14 protein-coding genes are annotated in these 15,775 nt (G+C 58.5%); 6 read left to right on the top strand and 8 right to left on the bottom strand.

The window, feature by feature from the left end; genetic code table 11:
* Positions 1 to 100: 100 nt before the first annotated feature.
* Complete coding sequence (gene dnaJ, locus ASD36_RS07085; protein ID WP_060502922.1) at positions 101 to 1,228, bottom strand: molecular chaperone DnaJ; 1,128 nt, start codon at positions 1,226 to 1,228, stop codon at positions 101 to 103.
* A gap of 321 nt (positions 1,229 to 1,549) precedes the next feature.
* Positions 1,550 to 3,472, bottom strand: a complete 1,923-nt coding sequence (gene dnaK, locus ASD36_RS07090; RefSeq protein WP_060502923.1) for a molecular chaperone DnaK — start codon at positions 3,470 to 3,472, stop codon at positions 1,550 to 1,552.
* Between the two features lie 1,164 nt (positions 3,473 to 4,636).
* On the opposite strand from dnaK, the gene ASD36_RS07095 reads away from it, so the two are divergent.
* On the top strand, positions 4,637 to 5,005 hold the full coding sequence (locus tag ASD36_RS07095; protein WP_060502924.1) for a hypothetical protein: 369 nt from the start codon (positions 4,637 to 4,639) through the stop codon (positions 5,003 to 5,005).
* 67 nt (positions 5,006 to 5,072) lie between these two features.
* On the opposite strand, the gene ASD36_RS07100 is transcribed toward ASD36_RS07095, so the two are convergent.
* Positions 5,073 to 7,316 (bottom strand): transglycosylase domain-containing protein, encoded by a 2,244-nt coding sequence (locus ASD36_RS07100; protein ID WP_060502925.1) that lies wholly within the window; start codon positions 7,314 to 7,316, stop codon positions 5,073 to 5,075.
* Positions 7,317 to 7,973: 657 nt separating this feature from the next.
* Here ASD36_RS07100 and ASD36_RS07105 point away from each other — a divergent pair.
* Both ASD36_RS07105 and ASD36_RS07110 read left to right on the top strand, forming a co-directional pair.
* Positions 7,974 to 8,303 (top strand): hypothetical protein, encoded by a 330-nt coding sequence (locus ASD36_RS07105; protein WP_060502926.1) that lies wholly within the window; start codon positions 7,974 to 7,976, stop codon positions 8,301 to 8,303.
* Positions 8,304 to 8,649: 346 nt separating this feature from the next.
* Positions 8,650 to 8,919 carry a DUF2934 domain-containing protein gene (locus ASD36_RS07110; RefSeq protein ID WP_082512006.1) on the top strand — a complete coding sequence of 90 codons (270 nt, stop codon included), beginning with the start codon at positions 8,650 to 8,652 and terminating at the stop codon, positions 8,917 to 8,919.
* Between the two features lie 56 nt (positions 8,920 to 8,975).
* Here the strand turns inward: ASD36_RS07110 and ASD36_RS07115 are convergent, their stop codons facing one another.
* A complete protein-coding gene (locus ASD36_RS07115; RefSeq protein WP_060502928.1) occupies positions 8,976 to 9,128 on the bottom strand; it encodes a hypothetical protein in 153 nt (50 codons plus the stop codon).
* Between the two features lie 41 nt (positions 9,129 to 9,169).
* On the opposite strand from ASD36_RS07115, the gene ASD36_RS30485 reads away from it, so the two are divergent.
* From ASD36_RS30485 to ASD36_RS07125, 3 genes are all read left to right on the top strand, one after another.
* Positions 9,170 to 9,517, top strand: coding sequence for a hypothetical protein (locus ASD36_RS30485; protein WP_156393814.1), 348 nt, complete (start codon positions 9,170 to 9,172; stop codon positions 9,515 to 9,517).
* Positions 9,518 to 9,531: 14 nt separating this feature from the next.
* A complete protein-coding gene (locus tag ASD36_RS07120; protein WP_037103743.1) occupies positions 9,532 to 9,741 on the top strand; it encodes a cold-shock protein in 210 nt (69 codons plus the stop codon).
* 244 nt (positions 9,742 to 9,985) lie between these two features.
* Positions 9,986 to 10,474, top strand: coding sequence for a hypothetical protein (locus ASD36_RS07125; protein WP_060502929.1), 489 nt, complete (start codon positions 9,986 to 9,988; stop codon positions 10,472 to 10,474).
* 13 nt (positions 10,475 to 10,487) lie between these two features.
* Here the strand turns inward: ASD36_RS07125 and ASD36_RS07130 are convergent, their stop codons facing one another.
* The 4 genes from ASD36_RS07130 to aspT form a co-directional block, all read right to left on the bottom strand.
* Entirely contained in the window at positions 10,488 to 11,450 is a 963-nt protein-coding gene (locus ASD36_RS07130) for a lysylphosphatidylglycerol synthase domain-containing protein (protein ID WP_060502930.1), read from the bottom strand.
* 105 nt (positions 11,451 to 11,555) lie between these two features.
* Positions 11,556 to 12,944, bottom strand: a complete 1,389-nt coding sequence (locus tag ASD36_RS07135; protein ID WP_060502982.1) for a dipeptidase — start codon at positions 12,942 to 12,944, stop codon at positions 11,556 to 11,558.
* Positions 12,945 to 13,049: 105 nt separating this feature from the next.
* Positions 13,050 to 13,481, bottom strand: a complete 432-nt coding sequence (locus ASD36_RS07140) for a MarR family transcriptional regulator (RefSeq protein WP_060502931.1) — start codon at positions 13,479 to 13,481, stop codon at positions 13,050 to 13,052.
* 483 nt (positions 13,482 to 13,964) lie between these two features.
* Positions 13,965 to 15,638: an aspartate-alanine antiporter gene (aspT, locus tag ASD36_RS07145; RefSeq protein ID WP_060512003.1), complete on the bottom strand. Its 1,674-nt coding sequence runs from the start codon at positions 15,636 to 15,638 to the stop codon at positions 13,965 to 13,967.
* Positions 15,639 to 15,775: the final 137 nt, after the last annotated feature.

Below are 15,775 nucleotides of genomic sequence, written 5' to 3' on the forward strand. Positions count from 1 at the left end.
GCCTGCGCCGCAGGCCACATACGAAAAAGCCGGAGGCATGACTGCCCCCGGCTAACATATATGGCCGATTATCCGTTCGGCCAGTCGCCGAGCGCGGTGCTTACTCGATGTCGAAGAAATCCTTCATGCGGGAGAAGAAGCCCGCTGATTCCGGATTGTTTTCCTTGGAAGACAGTTCCTCGAATTCGCGCAGCAGTTCGCGCTGACGCTTGGTCAGCTTCTGCGGCGTTTCGATCTGGATCTGGATATAGAGATCGCCGACCTGGCTGGAGCGCAGCACCGGCATGCCCTTGCCCTTGAGGCGGAACTGCTTGCCGGCCTGGGTGCCTTCCGGCACAGAGACGCGCGACTTGGTATTGTCGAGCGTCGCCACGTCGAACTTGCCGCCAAGGGCTGCTGTCGTCATCGAAATCGGCACGCTGCAATAGAGATCGGCGCCATCGCGCTGGTAGAACTCATGCGGCTTGACCGAGAGGAAGATATAGAGATCGCCTGAAGGCCCGCCGCGAAGACCGGCTTCACCTTCACCAGAGAGACGGATACGGGTGCCGTCTTCGATGCCGGCCGGGATATTGACCGAGAGCGAACGTTCTTCGGTGATCCGGCCCTGGCCATGGCACTTGCCACACGGATCAGCGATCGTCTGACCGCGGCCCTGACAGGTCGGGCAGGTGCGCTCGATCGAGAAGAAGCCCTGAGCGGCACGCACGCGGCCGGAGCCCTGGCAGGTGGCGCAGGTTGTCGGCTTGGTGCCGGGCTTGGCGCCCGAGCCGGTGCAGACATCGCAGGTGATCGAGGTTGGAACCCGAATCTGCGCCGTCTTGCCGGCATAGGCCTCTTCCAGCGAGATTTCCATATTGTAGCGAAGATCGGCACCGCGCTCGCGGCCGCCGGACGAACGCCGCTGGCGGCCGCCGCCCATCATCTCGCCAAAGATGTCTTCGAAGATATCGGAGAAACCGCCGGCGCCACCGCCCATGCCGCCACCGCCACCCATGCCGCCCTGTTCGAACGCCGCATGGCCATAACGGTCATAGGCTGCCCGCTTCTGCGGGTCCTTGAGCATCTCATAGGCGAGGCTGATCTCCTTGAACGTCTTTTCAGCTTCCGCATCGCCAGGGTTCTTGTCCGGATGATACTTCATTGCGAGTTTGCGGAAAGCGCTCTTGAGCTCTTTCTCGTCTGCTGTTTTCGCAACGCCGAGCGTTTCGTAAAGATCACGTTTCATACTTGCAGATTGTCCTGTTGAATAGGCGCGTCAAAACCGGCTGCCCGGCGGTCGCCAAATTTCCTTGCAACAGGATTTAGTAAACCTTCAAGCGCGATACCATAGGCAATACACGATCCCGGCCGCTTTTTGTCGGAAAAGCACAGAATCAGGCGGCTTTATCTTTGGCTTTTGCCTTGCCGCAAGGTTGGGCCCGGCTCCCCTCGCGACTTTAACGCCTAATCATGCCGATCGCTGGTCCCGTTGTGGCACGATAGATGCCGAAAACAGAAAAGCCCGGAGCTTGCGGCTCCGGGCTTTCGAGAGGTATTCGAAGAAGAATTAGGCGGACTTCTTGCGGTCGTCCTCGTCCTTGACTTCTTCATAGTCGGCATCGACGATATCGCCGTCGCGGGCCGCATCAGCCTGTGCATCAGCATTGGCCGCTTCGGTCTGCTGCGATTCGTACATTGCCTGACCCAGCTTCATCGAGGCTTCGAGGAGCGTCTGGGTCTTCGCCTTGATGTCTTCAGCGTCCGGCTCGGAGGCTTCGACGGCCGTCTTCAGCGAAGCGATCGCATCGGAGATCGCAGTGCGCTCGGCTTCCGTGACCTTGTCGCCAAATTCCTTCAGCGACTTTTCCGACGAATGGATCAGGCTTTCAGCCTGGTTCTTCGCTTCTACACCTTCACGGCGCTTCTTGTCGTTCTCGGCATTGGCCTCGGCGTCCTTGACCATCTTCTCGATATCCGCGTCGGACAGACCGCCCGATGCCTGGATCCGGATCTGATGTTCCTTGCCGGTACCCTTGTCCTTGGCCGAAACCTGCACGATACCGTTGGCGTCGATATCGAAGGTGACTTCGATCTGCGGAACGCCACGCGGTGCCGGCGGAATGCCAACCAGGTCGAACTGGCCAAGCAGCTTGTTGTCGGCAGCCATTTCGCGCTCGCCCTGTGAAACGCGGATGGTGACGGCATTCTGGCTGTCTTCGGCCGTCGAGAAGGTTTGGCTCTTCTTCGTCGGGATCGTCGTATTGCGTTCGATCAGGCGGGTGAACACGCCACCGAGCGTTTCGATGCCGAGCGACAGCGGGGTCACGTCGAGCAGCAGAACGTCCTTGACGTCGCCCTGCAGAACGCCGGCCTGGATGGCGGCGCCCATGGCGACGACTTCATCCGGGTTGACGCCCTTGTGCGGCTCCTTGCCGAACAGCTGCTTGACGACTTCCTGTACCTTCGGCATGCGGCTCATGCCGCCGACCAGAACGACTTCGTCGATCTCGGCTGCCGTCACGCCGGCATCCTTGAGGGCTGCCTTGCATGGTGCAACGGTGCGCTGAACCAGCTCGTCGACCAGGCTTTCGAACTTGGCGCGCGACAGCTTCATGGTCAGGTGCTTGGGACCGGTCGCATCAGCCGTGATGAACGGCAGGTTGATTTCGGTCTGCTGCGACGAGGACAGTTCGATCTTGGCCTTTTCGGCAGCTTCCTTGAGGCGCTGCAGAGCAAGCTTGTCATTCTTCAGGTCGATGCCCTGGTCCTTCTTGAACTCAGCTGCGAGGTATTCGACCAGACGCATGTCGAAGTCTTCACCGCCGAGGAAGGTGTCGCCGTTGGTGGACTTCACTTCGAAGACGCCGTCGCCGATTTCCAGAACCGAGATATCGAACGTACCACCACCCAAGTCATAAACGGCGATGGTCTTGCCGTCCTTCTTGTCGAGGCCGTAAGCCAGAGCTGCTGCAGTCGGCTCGTTGATGATACGCAACACTTCAAGACCGGCGATACGGCCGGCATCCTTGGTTGCCTGGCGCTGCGCGTCGTTGAAGTAGGCCGGAACGGTGATGACGGCCTGCGTGACCTTTTCACCGAGATAGGATTCTGCGGTTTCCTTCATCTTCTGAAGGATCATGGCGGAGATCTGTGAGGGGGAATAACCCTTGCCCTGCGCTTCAACCCATGCGTCGCCATTATCGCCCTTGACGATCTTGTAAGGCACAAGGGCCTTGTCCTTTTCAACGAGCTTGTCGTCGTAACGGCGGCCAATCAGGCGCTTGACGGCAAACAGCGTATTTTCAGGATTGGTGACGGCCTGGCGCTTGGCCGGCTGGCCTGCCAGACGCTCGCCATCGTCGTTGAACGCGATGATCGACGGCGTGGTGCGCGCACCTTCTGCATTCTCAATGACCTTCGCGTCCTTGCCGTCCATGACGGAGACGCAGGAGTTGGTCGTTCCCAAGTCAATACCGATTACTTTAGCCATGTCGTTCTCTCCTTGCAGCGGACTGTCAGAACCCGGTCAGGCATTCATGCGACAGCCCCTAACGGGATGGTCTGTGGAATATTCGCAGCGAAAACTGCGGTGATGGGGCGTATATAAGGACCAGTGTTTCGGACTGCAAGGCATGAGAACGCCACGAAGCCGAGGAAATCAACGTCTATTATGACGAAGCATCGCGCGCCATTACCGAAATCAGCAATCCTTTCTACAAGGCGATTGCGGTTCCCGCTCCAGAACAGCGGGGACGTCCAGCAGACATGGCGGTATCGACGTGATCGTCTGCTGCGGAAAAATCATCGCAGGTTCATTGGGTTGACCGGAAGATAGGCGTTTCACCGCCTTTTTTCCAGCCTGAATTTATCCCCGCCGTCTCTGCACCACGCACAATTGTCCGACTGAATTGAAAGCGGATGGCGTGGCCAATGATTTCGATAGAACCGGCAGATCTGAGCCTGCGACAACTGAGCTACCGGCAGGCGGCGATGGCCGTCGAATTTCGAGCGCTGGCTTAATGCCTAGAATGGAAGGCCGGTTTTCGCCCCGAGCAGCCGCGGGTGCCGGCCGGCAATCCCGACGGCGGGCAATGGGTCGGAGACGGCTCCGAAAGCCGCCCGATCCGCGTCAGCCGCCGCGGGCCTCGTGGCGCGGGACAAGTCCGTATTCTCGACAGATGGCATCCCGTCACGCCCGGGCAGGAAGCGCGGCTGGCGGTCAGTATCGGCCGGATGCAGGAAGCGTTACGCGCCGTTCAAAGACGTGAGCCAAACTGGCGGCCGCCCCCGCAAGCCTACGAAACGGTCGAGGGGCTGATACGAGCCAATGAATCCGTAGCACAGGAGGCGATGCTCCGTGCACTCCAGTTGAGGCTGCCGCGGATCGGCATCGGACCCTTTGCAAGGGAGTGGATTGTGGCGCCAGCAACCAACAGGCGGCTGACCAGGAGTGAACAGGCGGAAATCGACCGCATCGGCCGTACCTACGGATGCCACTGGTGTGGTATAAGGACATCGGGAACCAAGCGCGGTCATTTTATTGGCGACCATCAGATCCCAAAAACAGTAGGCAGACCGAGTCGAATTTACCCACATTACTGGTCGTGCAGTCAATCACAAGGTGGACTTTTATCGAAAAGGAGATTTTGACACCATGACCGTGCAACACCTGTCGATCGCTCCGGAATATGTGAGCTTTTACGTTGCAGGCCGTCGAAATGTCGATATTCCGACGCACATGGATAGGCGAGGTGTCCTTTCGTCAAAAGACTGCATTCTCATTCCCGCGCTCTATTGGAACGACGGGGACACGGACGTTACGTTCGGACCAATCTCCGAGATCACGGAGGCAAGAAATCCGGATTTCGACGGCATTCTGAACACCCCCAACAACGAGATCATTTTATTTGATGCAAATAACCCTCAATTCGCTGCTTCACGCGTACCGTCCGCGAAAACTCGGATTCGTGTCTGGATCGATCACCCCAGCGAGCCGGAAAACGTTATCATCGCCTGGGGATAGCGACTGTTCAAATTGCCTCGGTCATACATAGTCCCCATCGTCATGAGCACCAAACGGCGGTTGCGGCTCAACCGCCGGTCAGGATGTCGAACAGCGTCGTGCGTCGGGTCGCACCAGTGGTCTCGCCGACATCGGCCGGTGGCGTAAGCCCGGAATTTGCCGCCTGCGCCGGCTGATCGAAATCCTGCGTGCCAGCCGTCTGTCCGTTGGCAACGGGTGCCTGCGGAAATTCATCCGCCGCTCCATTGCCGAACGTTCCGGAGATAACATCGCCAACGCTTTCGGGCGCGGCCTGATTGTCGTCGAATGTCGGCTGGATCCCGGTCGTACCAAAGACCGGTGAAGGCGACAGGCCCTCGTGGGCCGCCGTCATGAAATCATGCCAGGCCTTGGCCGGAAGGCCGCCGCCAGTGACCTTCTTCATCGACTTGCCGTCATCATTGCCGAACCAGACGCCGGTGGTCAGGTTGCTGGTGAAGCCGACGAACAGAGCGTCGCGGAAAGACTGGGTGGTGCCTGATTTGCCGGCTGCCTGCCAGCCCTTCAGCCGGGCGGCCTTGCCGGTGCCATGGTCGATCACGCCGACCATCATCTGGTTCATTTCGCTGACAACGGCCGGATCCAGGACCCTTGGCGGATTGTCATAGGTATTTTCATAGAGCACGGTGCCGTCGGCGGTCGAAATCCGACGGATCACATGCGGCGTCGCTTTGAAACCGCCATTCATGAACGGGGCATAAGCCGACGTCAATTCGACAAGGCTGACCTCCGACGTTCCGAGCGCGATCGACGCATTGGACTGCATTTCGGATTCGATGCCGAGCCGGCGCGCCAGCTTGATGACATTCTGCGGCCCCACTTCCATCACCAGCTGGGCAGCGATGGTGTTGAGCGAATTGGCTAGAGCATTGGCGAGCGAAACCTCGCCGCGATATTTCTGATCGTAATTCTCCGGCGTCCAGTTGCCTATCCGGACCGGCGCATCGTTGCGGATCGACATCGGCGTGCGGCCGATTTCCATCGCGGCAGCATAGACGAAGGGCTTGAAGGCCGAACCCGGCTGGCGCCTCGCCTTGACCGCGCGGTCAAACTGGCTTTCGGCATAATCACGGCCACCAACGAGGGCGCGGATGGCACCGGTGCCATCGATCGAGACCAGCGCTGCCTGCGAGACATCCAGCTTCTGCCCCGATGCATCGAGGCTTTCAGCCAGCGTTTCCTCGGCCTTCTTTTCCAGATTGAGATCGAGCGTGGTATCGACGATCAGATCCTGGCTGATTTCGCCGACCATGCCCGGCAGCTGGTCCATGACCATGTCGGCAACATAATATTGCGCACCGGACCAGAAGCTCTTCGCCTTGGTCGGCGTCTGCGACATCGCAGTCTTGATCTCGCTATCGGTAATGAAGCCTTCCTCGCGCATGGCGCCGAGGACGACCTGAGCCCGCTCTTCCGCAGCTTTTGGATCACGCGCCGGCGACAGGCGCGAAGGCGCTTTCAGCAACCCGGCAAGCAGTGCGGCCTCGCCCAGGTTCACATCACGTGCGGACTTGTTGAAATAACGCCGCGAGGCTGCTTCGACGCCATAGGCGTTCGACCCGAAGAACACACGGTTGAGATACATCGCAAGGATCTGGTCCTTGGTGTATTTCTGTTCCAGCCAGACCGAGAGCAGCACTTCCTGTACCTTGCGCTCCAGCGTGCGCTCCGGCGACAGGAACAGGTTCTTGGCCAGCTGCTGAGTGATTGTCGAGCCGCCCTGCACCATGCGTCCGGTGGTGACATTGGTCAGCATTGCGCGCGCCAGACCGAGCGGATCGACACCGAAATGCGAGTAGAAACGCCGGTCCTCGATGGCAATGACCGCCTGCGGAATATACGGCGACATGTTTTCGAGCGACAGCGCCTCGCCACCGGTAGCACCGCGATTGGCAATGATATCGCCGTTGACGGCGAGGATCTTGACGTTCGGCGGCCGGTCCGGAATGGCCCAGGTGGTGGCGCTCGGCATGCGCGATCCGTAATAGAGCACCAGCCCGCCGACGCCGATGGCGCCCCAGATACCGATAACGACACACCAGTAAACCAGCGACCGGATCAGGCCCGTCAAACCGCCGCCGCCACGCGACCCGCCACGCCCGCGATCCTTCCGTGCCTTGGCCTTCCTGGCCGCAGGCTTTGACCCAGTGGATTTTTTGCCGCCGCCACTGACACGCTCACCAGCAGTCATGCGCAGTTCGCCGTCATCACGACCGCGTCCACCCTCGAAGGAAGGTTCTATCCTCTGCTCTGAAGTCCGGTTTCCTGCCATGTCGGGGTGGGTCTGCTCCAGCTTGTCTTGGGGAGCGCAGACAGCATACAAGCCGCAACGCACGATTTCGCCCCGTGCGATGAAGTGTAAATGCGGCGATTTAAGGGGGCGTTAACTGCACGCTATCACGCACCGCCACATCCTGGAAGCGCAGGTGCACTTGCGGAATGCGGCAGCAATCGCCATGTAATGATCCAGCACCGACTGCGGTGCCTGAAGCAATTCCATCGCTTCAGCGCGGCCAACTCAAAACCGCGCACCGGATTTGGGACATGCGGCAAGCGTGTCCTCAATTCCCCGACCCAGCCTATTGCCCTGCAGTTAAACCGTCTCCCGACGGAAAGGTCGCGTTTGTGACGTGAAGCGGGCCTAAAACAACGATCCAAGGAGACCATCAATGTCGACTTCATCAGACAAGCCATACGAACCGATCTCTTTCGCAAAGAAGCACCGGATATCGGTGGAGGATGCCCGAGATATCCTTGACCAGGCAGCTGGCGACAAAAAGACCGCCGACAAACATGCAAGGCGCGTGAGCCTTTAACCGCGACACCCTGTGGGCGGCGCGCCGGAATTGATGCGCCGCCCAAGAGGCTTTCCGTTCTTGGGAACCATTCCGTCTGCCAATTCGTTTGGCAGGTGGCAACAGGAGAACCGATGATGGCCGAACCAACCAATAGTGACCTTGAATCATTGCGCGCCGAAGTGGCCCGCCTTTCCAAAATCGTCAGCGCTCAGAGCGCGCAGGCCTATAGTGACGTTCGCGAACGTGCGTCCGGCGTCGTGGAGGCCGCAACACCTATCGCGAAAAAGGCGGCACACGTGGCGCGCGCGGAAGGCAGCGCCATTGCGCAGACAGCACGTGAACATCCGGCCGCCGCGGGTAGCGCGCTGACTGTCGCGTTGCTGGTTGGCGGAGCGATTGGCTTTCTGCTGGGTGCCGCCTCGCGGCAAGAGCCCGAGCCGGTGCGTCGCCGATATTGGTAATGATCGAACCGGCGAATGCGCCGACCTGACTGAAAGGCCTCTTCATTGAGGCCTTTTTCATATGGCGTCATGGAACTTTCCTGTCCGAAAGCTGTTTTGCGTCAAACGACAAGGGGAGTTCCGTGGGTCAAATCTATCATCTCAGTTCAGAAAATGACGAACTTCTGTCGGAAGCCGAAAAAGCGTTTGATCTGTCTGCGCGCCGGCGATCTATGTTGAAAAATATACGGGAATTGCCGGAAACGCCGCGACGGCCGCAGGCGTTGAAGAGGCTTGCCGGTCTTTTTGTTCCCACGTTCCGCCATCAACCGAGCTGAACCCCTTTTGCAACGCACCGGAGGCAGTCATGGACATCGACAGAGAAAGCAGAATCCGGCAGCGAGCCTATCAACTATGGCTCGATGAAGGTTCTCCGGAAGGAAAACAGGACGATCACTGGGCGCAGGCCGAGCGCGAAATCGATGACCTCGATACCAGCAACAGAACTGGTGATCCTGCAAGCCCCGGCGTCATGCGCGAAGCAGCCCGTGAACACGCCGACACATTTATCGTGAAATCCGATCTTGAGGATGCGGATCAACGCGAAAGTACGCCGGGTACGCGCGAACAGCCATAGCCGGACAGAACGAGCTTTTCCGGGGTTGAATAGCAGAAGAGAGCGCGTGCGAAACATCAGTTGGTGTTGGCGCGCGCGATCCGGTGTGTTGCGTCATCCAAGGCATTGCTTGTCTGTACACCATCCTGCTTCATGCCCCGCACTGTATTGCCGCATCCGGACAGGGCAAGCAGGGACGCGCACACTGCGGCAATCACCAATTTCGGCATCGTCAGTCCTCCATCAAGGAGCGATGGGATGAGCTCCTCCGATGAACATGATGCGGGACAAGGAAAAATCAATTCTCCAGACCTGCAAAAACATCGTCACCCTTTTCGCATCCGGACAAATGCAACCTCAACCGGTGTCTTCATGTAAAAATAAACCCAATGAAATCTCGACTCTGCGCCGTATAAAACTGAATGAAATCAATGGCCGATGCAAAACAGGAATAATAAAACTTGACTATCTGACCCCGGCAACCTATCTGAGCTTTGGTCGATATTTGTTAGATGACTTTGGTTTTTGCGACTTTGCGCGCAATCGGACGAACTTTCCTTCAGATTCGAACAAAAGCTTTTCCGTAACGTTTACGGGATGGTTCAACATAATTTGCTAGAGAAAGGGATCGTTATGGCCACTGGCACAGTAAAATGGTTTAACTCCACAAAGGGCTTCGGCTTCATTCAGCCGGACGACGGCAGCCAGGACGTTTTCGTCCACATCTCTGCTGTCGAGCGCGCTGGCATGCGTGGCCTCAATGACGGCCAGAAGATCAGCTTCGAGCTCGTCAAGGACCGCAAGTCCGGCAAGATGTCTGCAGACAACCTGCAGGCTGCTTAATACCAAATCTGGCGCGATAATCCGCGCCGGAGAAATGCGCTTCCGCGGTTGACCACGGATGTACTGGCAGAGTGTCGAAGCGCGTTGTGAAAGGTCGGGTTTTCCCGGCCTTTTTGTTTTTCTGGGCCGTGCTTTTCCAGCGCCCGCTTTCAGGCTCCGCGGTTTTGTTTGGCTGAAACCGTCCTGCACCTTCAAATCGCCTTATCCCCGTTGAAACTCACTGTGAACAACAGGAGGCGTGTGCATGAAAGCCATTCTCATTTCTCTTTCGACGGTAGCGGTTCTGGCGAGCTCCGCCGTGTATGCCAGCGCTCAGGATCAGGTAGCTTATGTCGATGATCGCTCGGATGGCCCTGCTCTCGTGCGCTCGCTCTACAATGCCATCAACCGCCACGAATATGCCCGCGCCTACAGCTATTTCAGCGAACCAGCCGATAGCTACGAGTCGTTCGTACAAGGCTATGCCAAGACTGTGGACGTTCAAGTGCTGACCGGTTCCGTGACGCAGGAAGGGGCTGCCGGCAGCATCTATGCGCCAGTGCCGGTTGCGATCAAATCGACGGAGAAAGGCGGCAAGGAAAAGATCTTCGCCGGCTGCTACATTACCCGCATCGCAAATGCCGCCATTCAGGAACCGCCATTCTCGCCGCTGCTTATCGAAAGCGCCGAGCTTGAAAAAGTCGCTGGCCCCTTGGAAAACGCGCTGCCGAAAATCTGCCACCCGCCGTCATAGGACAAGGGCCGGCTCAGCCGCCGTTCTTTTCACTCACCTCGGCCTTGCGCCCCGCGAGGAACTGGCCCCGCTCGAAAATGACCACGACGGCGAGTGCGATCAGGAACGGTACGATCAGATAGAACAGGCGGAAGATGGCAAGCCCGGCAAGCACACCAGCCGGATCCATTTCAGGCAGGGCTGCGATAAACACCAGCTCCAGAACGCCAAGGCCACCCGGCGCATGCGACAGAAGCGCTGCCGAGAACGAGGCGAGAAACACCCCGAGGATCACCATGTAGCCGGGATTTCCGGCCTCCGGCAGGGCGAAATAGATGATCGCGGCAGCGGCGATCAATTCGACGGGGGCGATTACCAGCTGACGCAGCGCCAATGATGGTTTCGGATATTCCAGCCGGAACCAGCGGGTATGCAGCGGCCGGAACCCGACAAGACTACCGACGACATAAAGCGCGATCAGTGCAAGAATGATCAATCCAGTTGAAATGGATGCGCCGATCGGCAGGAACGCGGCGAAACGGGTGGTGATTTCGGGCTCGACCAAAAGCACGATGGCGGCCAACATCAGCGTGCCGAGCGCGAATGTGAAAGAGCAGAACGCGACGAGAATGCCGGTCTCCCCGGCGGTGAGCCCCTTCGATCCATAGGCGCGATACCGCACGACGGCGCCGGAAAAGACCGACGCCCCCACCGTATGCGACAGCGCATAGGCGGTGAAAGAGCAGATGGTGATGAACCAGAGCGAAATCCTGTGGCCGAGATGCTCAAGCGCCAGATGATCGTAGGCTGCCAGCGCCGCATAGGCGGCAAGCGTTGCGGCGGCGGCCAATAGCCAGCTCTTCAGCGATACGGCCTTCAGGCTATCCATGAAATCGGCGGCCGAAAGGCCATGGAGCTCGTGATAGAGGCCATAAAGCGAAAACACGATCGCGGCGAGCCCAATTACCGGCCAGGCAAGTTTGCGTACCGTTTTCATGAGGCAAGTATTCTTGAAATCTGTAGCTGGCAAAATGTCATCTGGACGAAAAGACCACCCCCGACCGGCCCGGTCAAGGGTGCTAACCGTTAACAGACGTCATGCTCAAGCGGCAAGCGCGTCGAGAATCCGGATCCAGGAGCGGATGCCCTTGTGGAAGGACTGCAGCTCATACTTCTCGTTTGGCGAATGAATCCGGTCATCCGACAGGCCAAAGCCCACCAGAAGCGATTCCATGCCGAGCATCTTCTGGAAATCGCCGACAATCGGGATCGATCCACCCATGCCGATCAGAACAGCCGGCTTCGGCCATTCGTCGGAAAGCGCCGTTTTTGCGGTGTTCAGCAGGGCGGAATCATAAGGCAGCTGGATTGCCGGCGAGCCGCCATGCTTGTGAAATTCGACCGAGCAATCGGCTGGAATTTTCGACGTGACATAAGCGCGAAACGCCGCACGGATCTTGTCGGGGTTCTGGGCGCCGACAAGGCGGAAGGAGACTTTGGCGGACGCCTGCGCCGCAATCACGGTCTTGAAGCCTTCGCCGGTATAGCCGCCCCAGATGCCGTTGACTTCTGCCGTCGGCCTTGCCCAGGTCAGCTCCATGACCGAACGGCCCTTTTCGCCGGATGGAATCGACAGGCCGATCTCGCCGAGGAATTTTTCCGTCGTCATGCCCAACGTGTCCCAGGCGGCCTTGATCTGTGTCGGGGTTTCCTCGACACCTTCGTAGAAACCGTCCAGCGTGACGCGGCCAGTCTCGTCGTGCAGACCGGCGAGGATCTGCGACAGGATATGGATGGGGTTGGCAGCGGCACCACCGAAATAGCCGGAATGCAGATCGCGGTCAGCGGCGGTGATCACGATTTCCTCGCCGACGAGGCCGCGCAGACCAGCCGAAATGGCCGGAGTGTCCCGATCCCACATATTGGTATCGCAGACCAGCGCGTAATCTGCCTTCAGCTCGGCGGCGTTGGCTTCCAGGAATGGCTTCAGCGACGGCGAACCGGATTCTTCCTCGCCCTCGAACAGGATCGTGACTTCGCAAGGGAGAGAGCCGTTGACCTCCTTGAAGGCGCGGCAGGCCTCGACGAAGGTGAGGAGCTGGCCCTTGTCGTCAGCCGTTCCACGGCCCGTAATGACCTTGCGGCCACCGTCCAATTCCTTGATCGACGGTTCGAACGGAGCCGTGTCCCACAGATTGAGCGGGTCGACCGGCTGGACATCGTAGTGGCCATAGAACAGCACGTGCGGCGCACCGGCCTTGCCGGCCGCGTGATGGGCAACCACCATCGGATGACCGGGCGTGTCGCGCACCGAAGCGTCGAAACCCAGGGACGTCAACTCGGCGACCAGCCACTCCGCCGCCTTGCGGCACTCCGCCTTGTAAGCCGGATCGGTCGAGATCGACTGGATACGAACCAGATCGAAAAGCCGTTCAAGGCTCTTGGGGAGATTATCGTCCGCGCGGGTGAGAATGCTGGCCGTGGCTGTCATGATCGAATCCTTGTTATCGCGGCGGAACCTAGACAAAGTTGGCGACGGATTTAAGCAAAATATTTTGATCGATGGATCATAGCCGTACTGGAACAGCAAACAGCATCAGCTCTGGGCGCCATTGGCGATCGCCATGCGCATGTATTCGAGCATGAGTTCCCGTTCGAAATGGCGAAAACCGGACAACAACGATTGATCGGCGGCGAGTGCTGCCTCTTTCGCCTCCCGCTCCATCTCCCTTGCCTTGGCTGTCAGGAAAATCTGCTGCGCGCGCTTGTCGGTCGGGTGCTTTTTCCGCAACACCAAACCGTCCCGCTCCATCCGGGCCAGAGTGTTGGCCATCGTTGCCTGCTCGATGTCGAGGCGGTCGAGCAATTGCTTCTGGGTCAGCCCCTCCTCGCTCCACAGCTCCAGAAGAACCGGAAACTGGCCGGGGGCAAAGCCGAGTTTCTGGCCTCTCTCCTGCAGGGCGCGGGAGAAACTTTTCGCCAGAAGGCTGGACAGGTATGTTGCTGAATCCATACGGTCGAAGGCCATGTCTATGGGTACCTCTCCCCAAGCTGGAACACAAGTTACATTGCGGGCGATGGACCGGCAGACAATAGGATTTCACACGGATGTGATGCTTGCCGGGAGCGCAAACAAAAACCGCCATGGCGGAGGCGGGGCCACGGCGGTTTTTGTTATAAATTGGACAAAGGCCCGGAGAGGGGGGATAGGCCTTTGTCCTTACATCTGGCTTCGGCGGGGGACAGGCCTTTAACCAGATGACGGCGCGTTCAGGTGCCGTTGGTTATCATTTGTGGTTCCAAATGTGGCTTTTCAAGGGAGCAAGCACCGGCCGCTGCATTACAAATTCGTAACATTGTCGTGAGGGGCCTCAGTATCGAGAATAGCGATATTCATGCCCGAAAAAGCGGGTCGTTCCGGGAGAGAAAGCCACCTTGCCGCGCGGCCCGTTCTCCCGCCCTGGGACCTTGTATCGCAGCCAACCGCGACAGATAATCCGTCAGACGCCAACTAACCTGTCAGCGCCATGACCAACCCAACCACGACCGGCCCCATCAGCGGCAGCAGAACGTTGGAGATCGCATATGTGACCGTATAGCCGATCACGGGCGTAGAGTTTCCGGCCTGCGAAACGAGGGCGCTGATGGTTGGGGTGCTGCAATGCTGCCCGGCGATTATGCCGAGAAGAATCGGTGCTTCGATCTTCATCAGCTTGGTTCCAACAAACAGCGAAACGAGGGCCGGCAGGAACGAAACAAGGACTCCGAGCACCGGCAGGATCAGGCCGTATTCCATAATCAGATCGATGGCATCAGGGCCGGCACTGAGGCCTATCGCTGCTATGAATGTGGCGAGGCCAAACTCCTTGGCGAACTCGGCCGCGGCCGGTGGCAGACCACCCCGCATCGGGTTGCGCATATTCAGCCAACCGAAGACAAGCCCGGAAATCAAGGCGCCGCCGCCCGCACCGAGCCCCAGTTCAAGGGCGCCAATCTTAAAATGGAAATGCCCGATAACGAGCCCGATTGCGAGCCCAAGGCCGAGAAATATGAAATCGGTACGCTCGCCCGGAGGCACGGGTTTTCCGAGTTCGTGCGCAGCGCGTTCGATGGCAAGTTCCGGGCCGTAAAGAGTGACGATATCCCCGTGTTGCAAAATTGTGCCGGAAAGTGCCGGGATGTTTTGCCCCATGCGCCGAACATGGGATATGAAGATGCCGCGCTGCAATTCAGCCGAGGCCATTTGCCTCAATTGCCGAATCTGACGGCCGAAAACTTCCTTTCGCACCAAAACCACATCGCGGGTTGCAAGCGTAAAGTTTGTGCCTTGCGGAACGGGTACTTCGTCACCGAGCCTGTCCCGCACGGCAATTACCGCGTTGCGGCGCCCCCGGACGAACACGATATCGTCAGGCTCCAGCAGAAAGTCCGGGGTGGTTTCAAGAATATCGCTGCCGCGCTGCAGACGCTCGATGGCAATTGCCCATCCCCGGCTTTTTTCAAAATTTCCGACTGTCTGACCGGCCGCACCGCCAACGCGATAGGCGCGGCCAACAAAGGCCGGGAGGCCTTCTGCCTGCTCCTCATCATCGTCGGTCGATCCCAGTTTGCGCGCGAGTTCCTGCGCTTCTTTCCGCAGATCGATCTTCAACAGCAACGGGGCAATCTGCGTCGTGAAAACCACGATCGCGATGAGACCGAAGAGATAGGTGAGGCTGTAGGCCGTTGCGATATTGGCCTGCAGCTGTTCGATCTCTGGCGTAGAAATCGCAAGACGGGCAATCGCTTCCGATGCTGTGCCAACAACAGCGGATTCTGTCGCGGCTCCTGCAAAAAGCCCTGATGCGGTACCGACGTCGAAATGGAAGAGAAGTACCGCGATGGCCAGCAGCACGAGGACACAGATAACCTCGATGAACGAAAAAATACCGTAGCGCCATCCGCCGCGGATATTGGTGAAAAACTGGGGGCCGGCCGAGAAGCCAAGCGCATAGATGAAAAGGGCGAATGCCGCGTTCTTCAGATCAGGATCAACCCGCACCCCGAATTGGCCGATTGCCAAGGCGACAAACAGTGTTCCGCAGGTCCCACCAAGCTGGATCGGGCCAACGCGTAGTTTGCCAATCAGAAAACCAAGTGCAAGCGACAGGAACAGGGCGATGATGGGATCGGTGAGGAACGACATGAACAGATCCAGTGCCTATGAGCGGGATTGGATGGGGGACATGCAGTAAAAGTAGAAGTTGAAAAGCCAAGCTATTAAAAATTGACCGGCGCCGCCACGGTTTCAACTCTTGCGCAGAGATGCCCGCCGCTTACACC

It is taken from the genome of Rhizobium sp. Root1334, assembly GCF_001426665.1.
Classification (GTDB): domain Bacteria; phylum Pseudomonadota; class Alphaproteobacteria; order Rhizobiales; family Rhizobiaceae; genus Pararhizobium.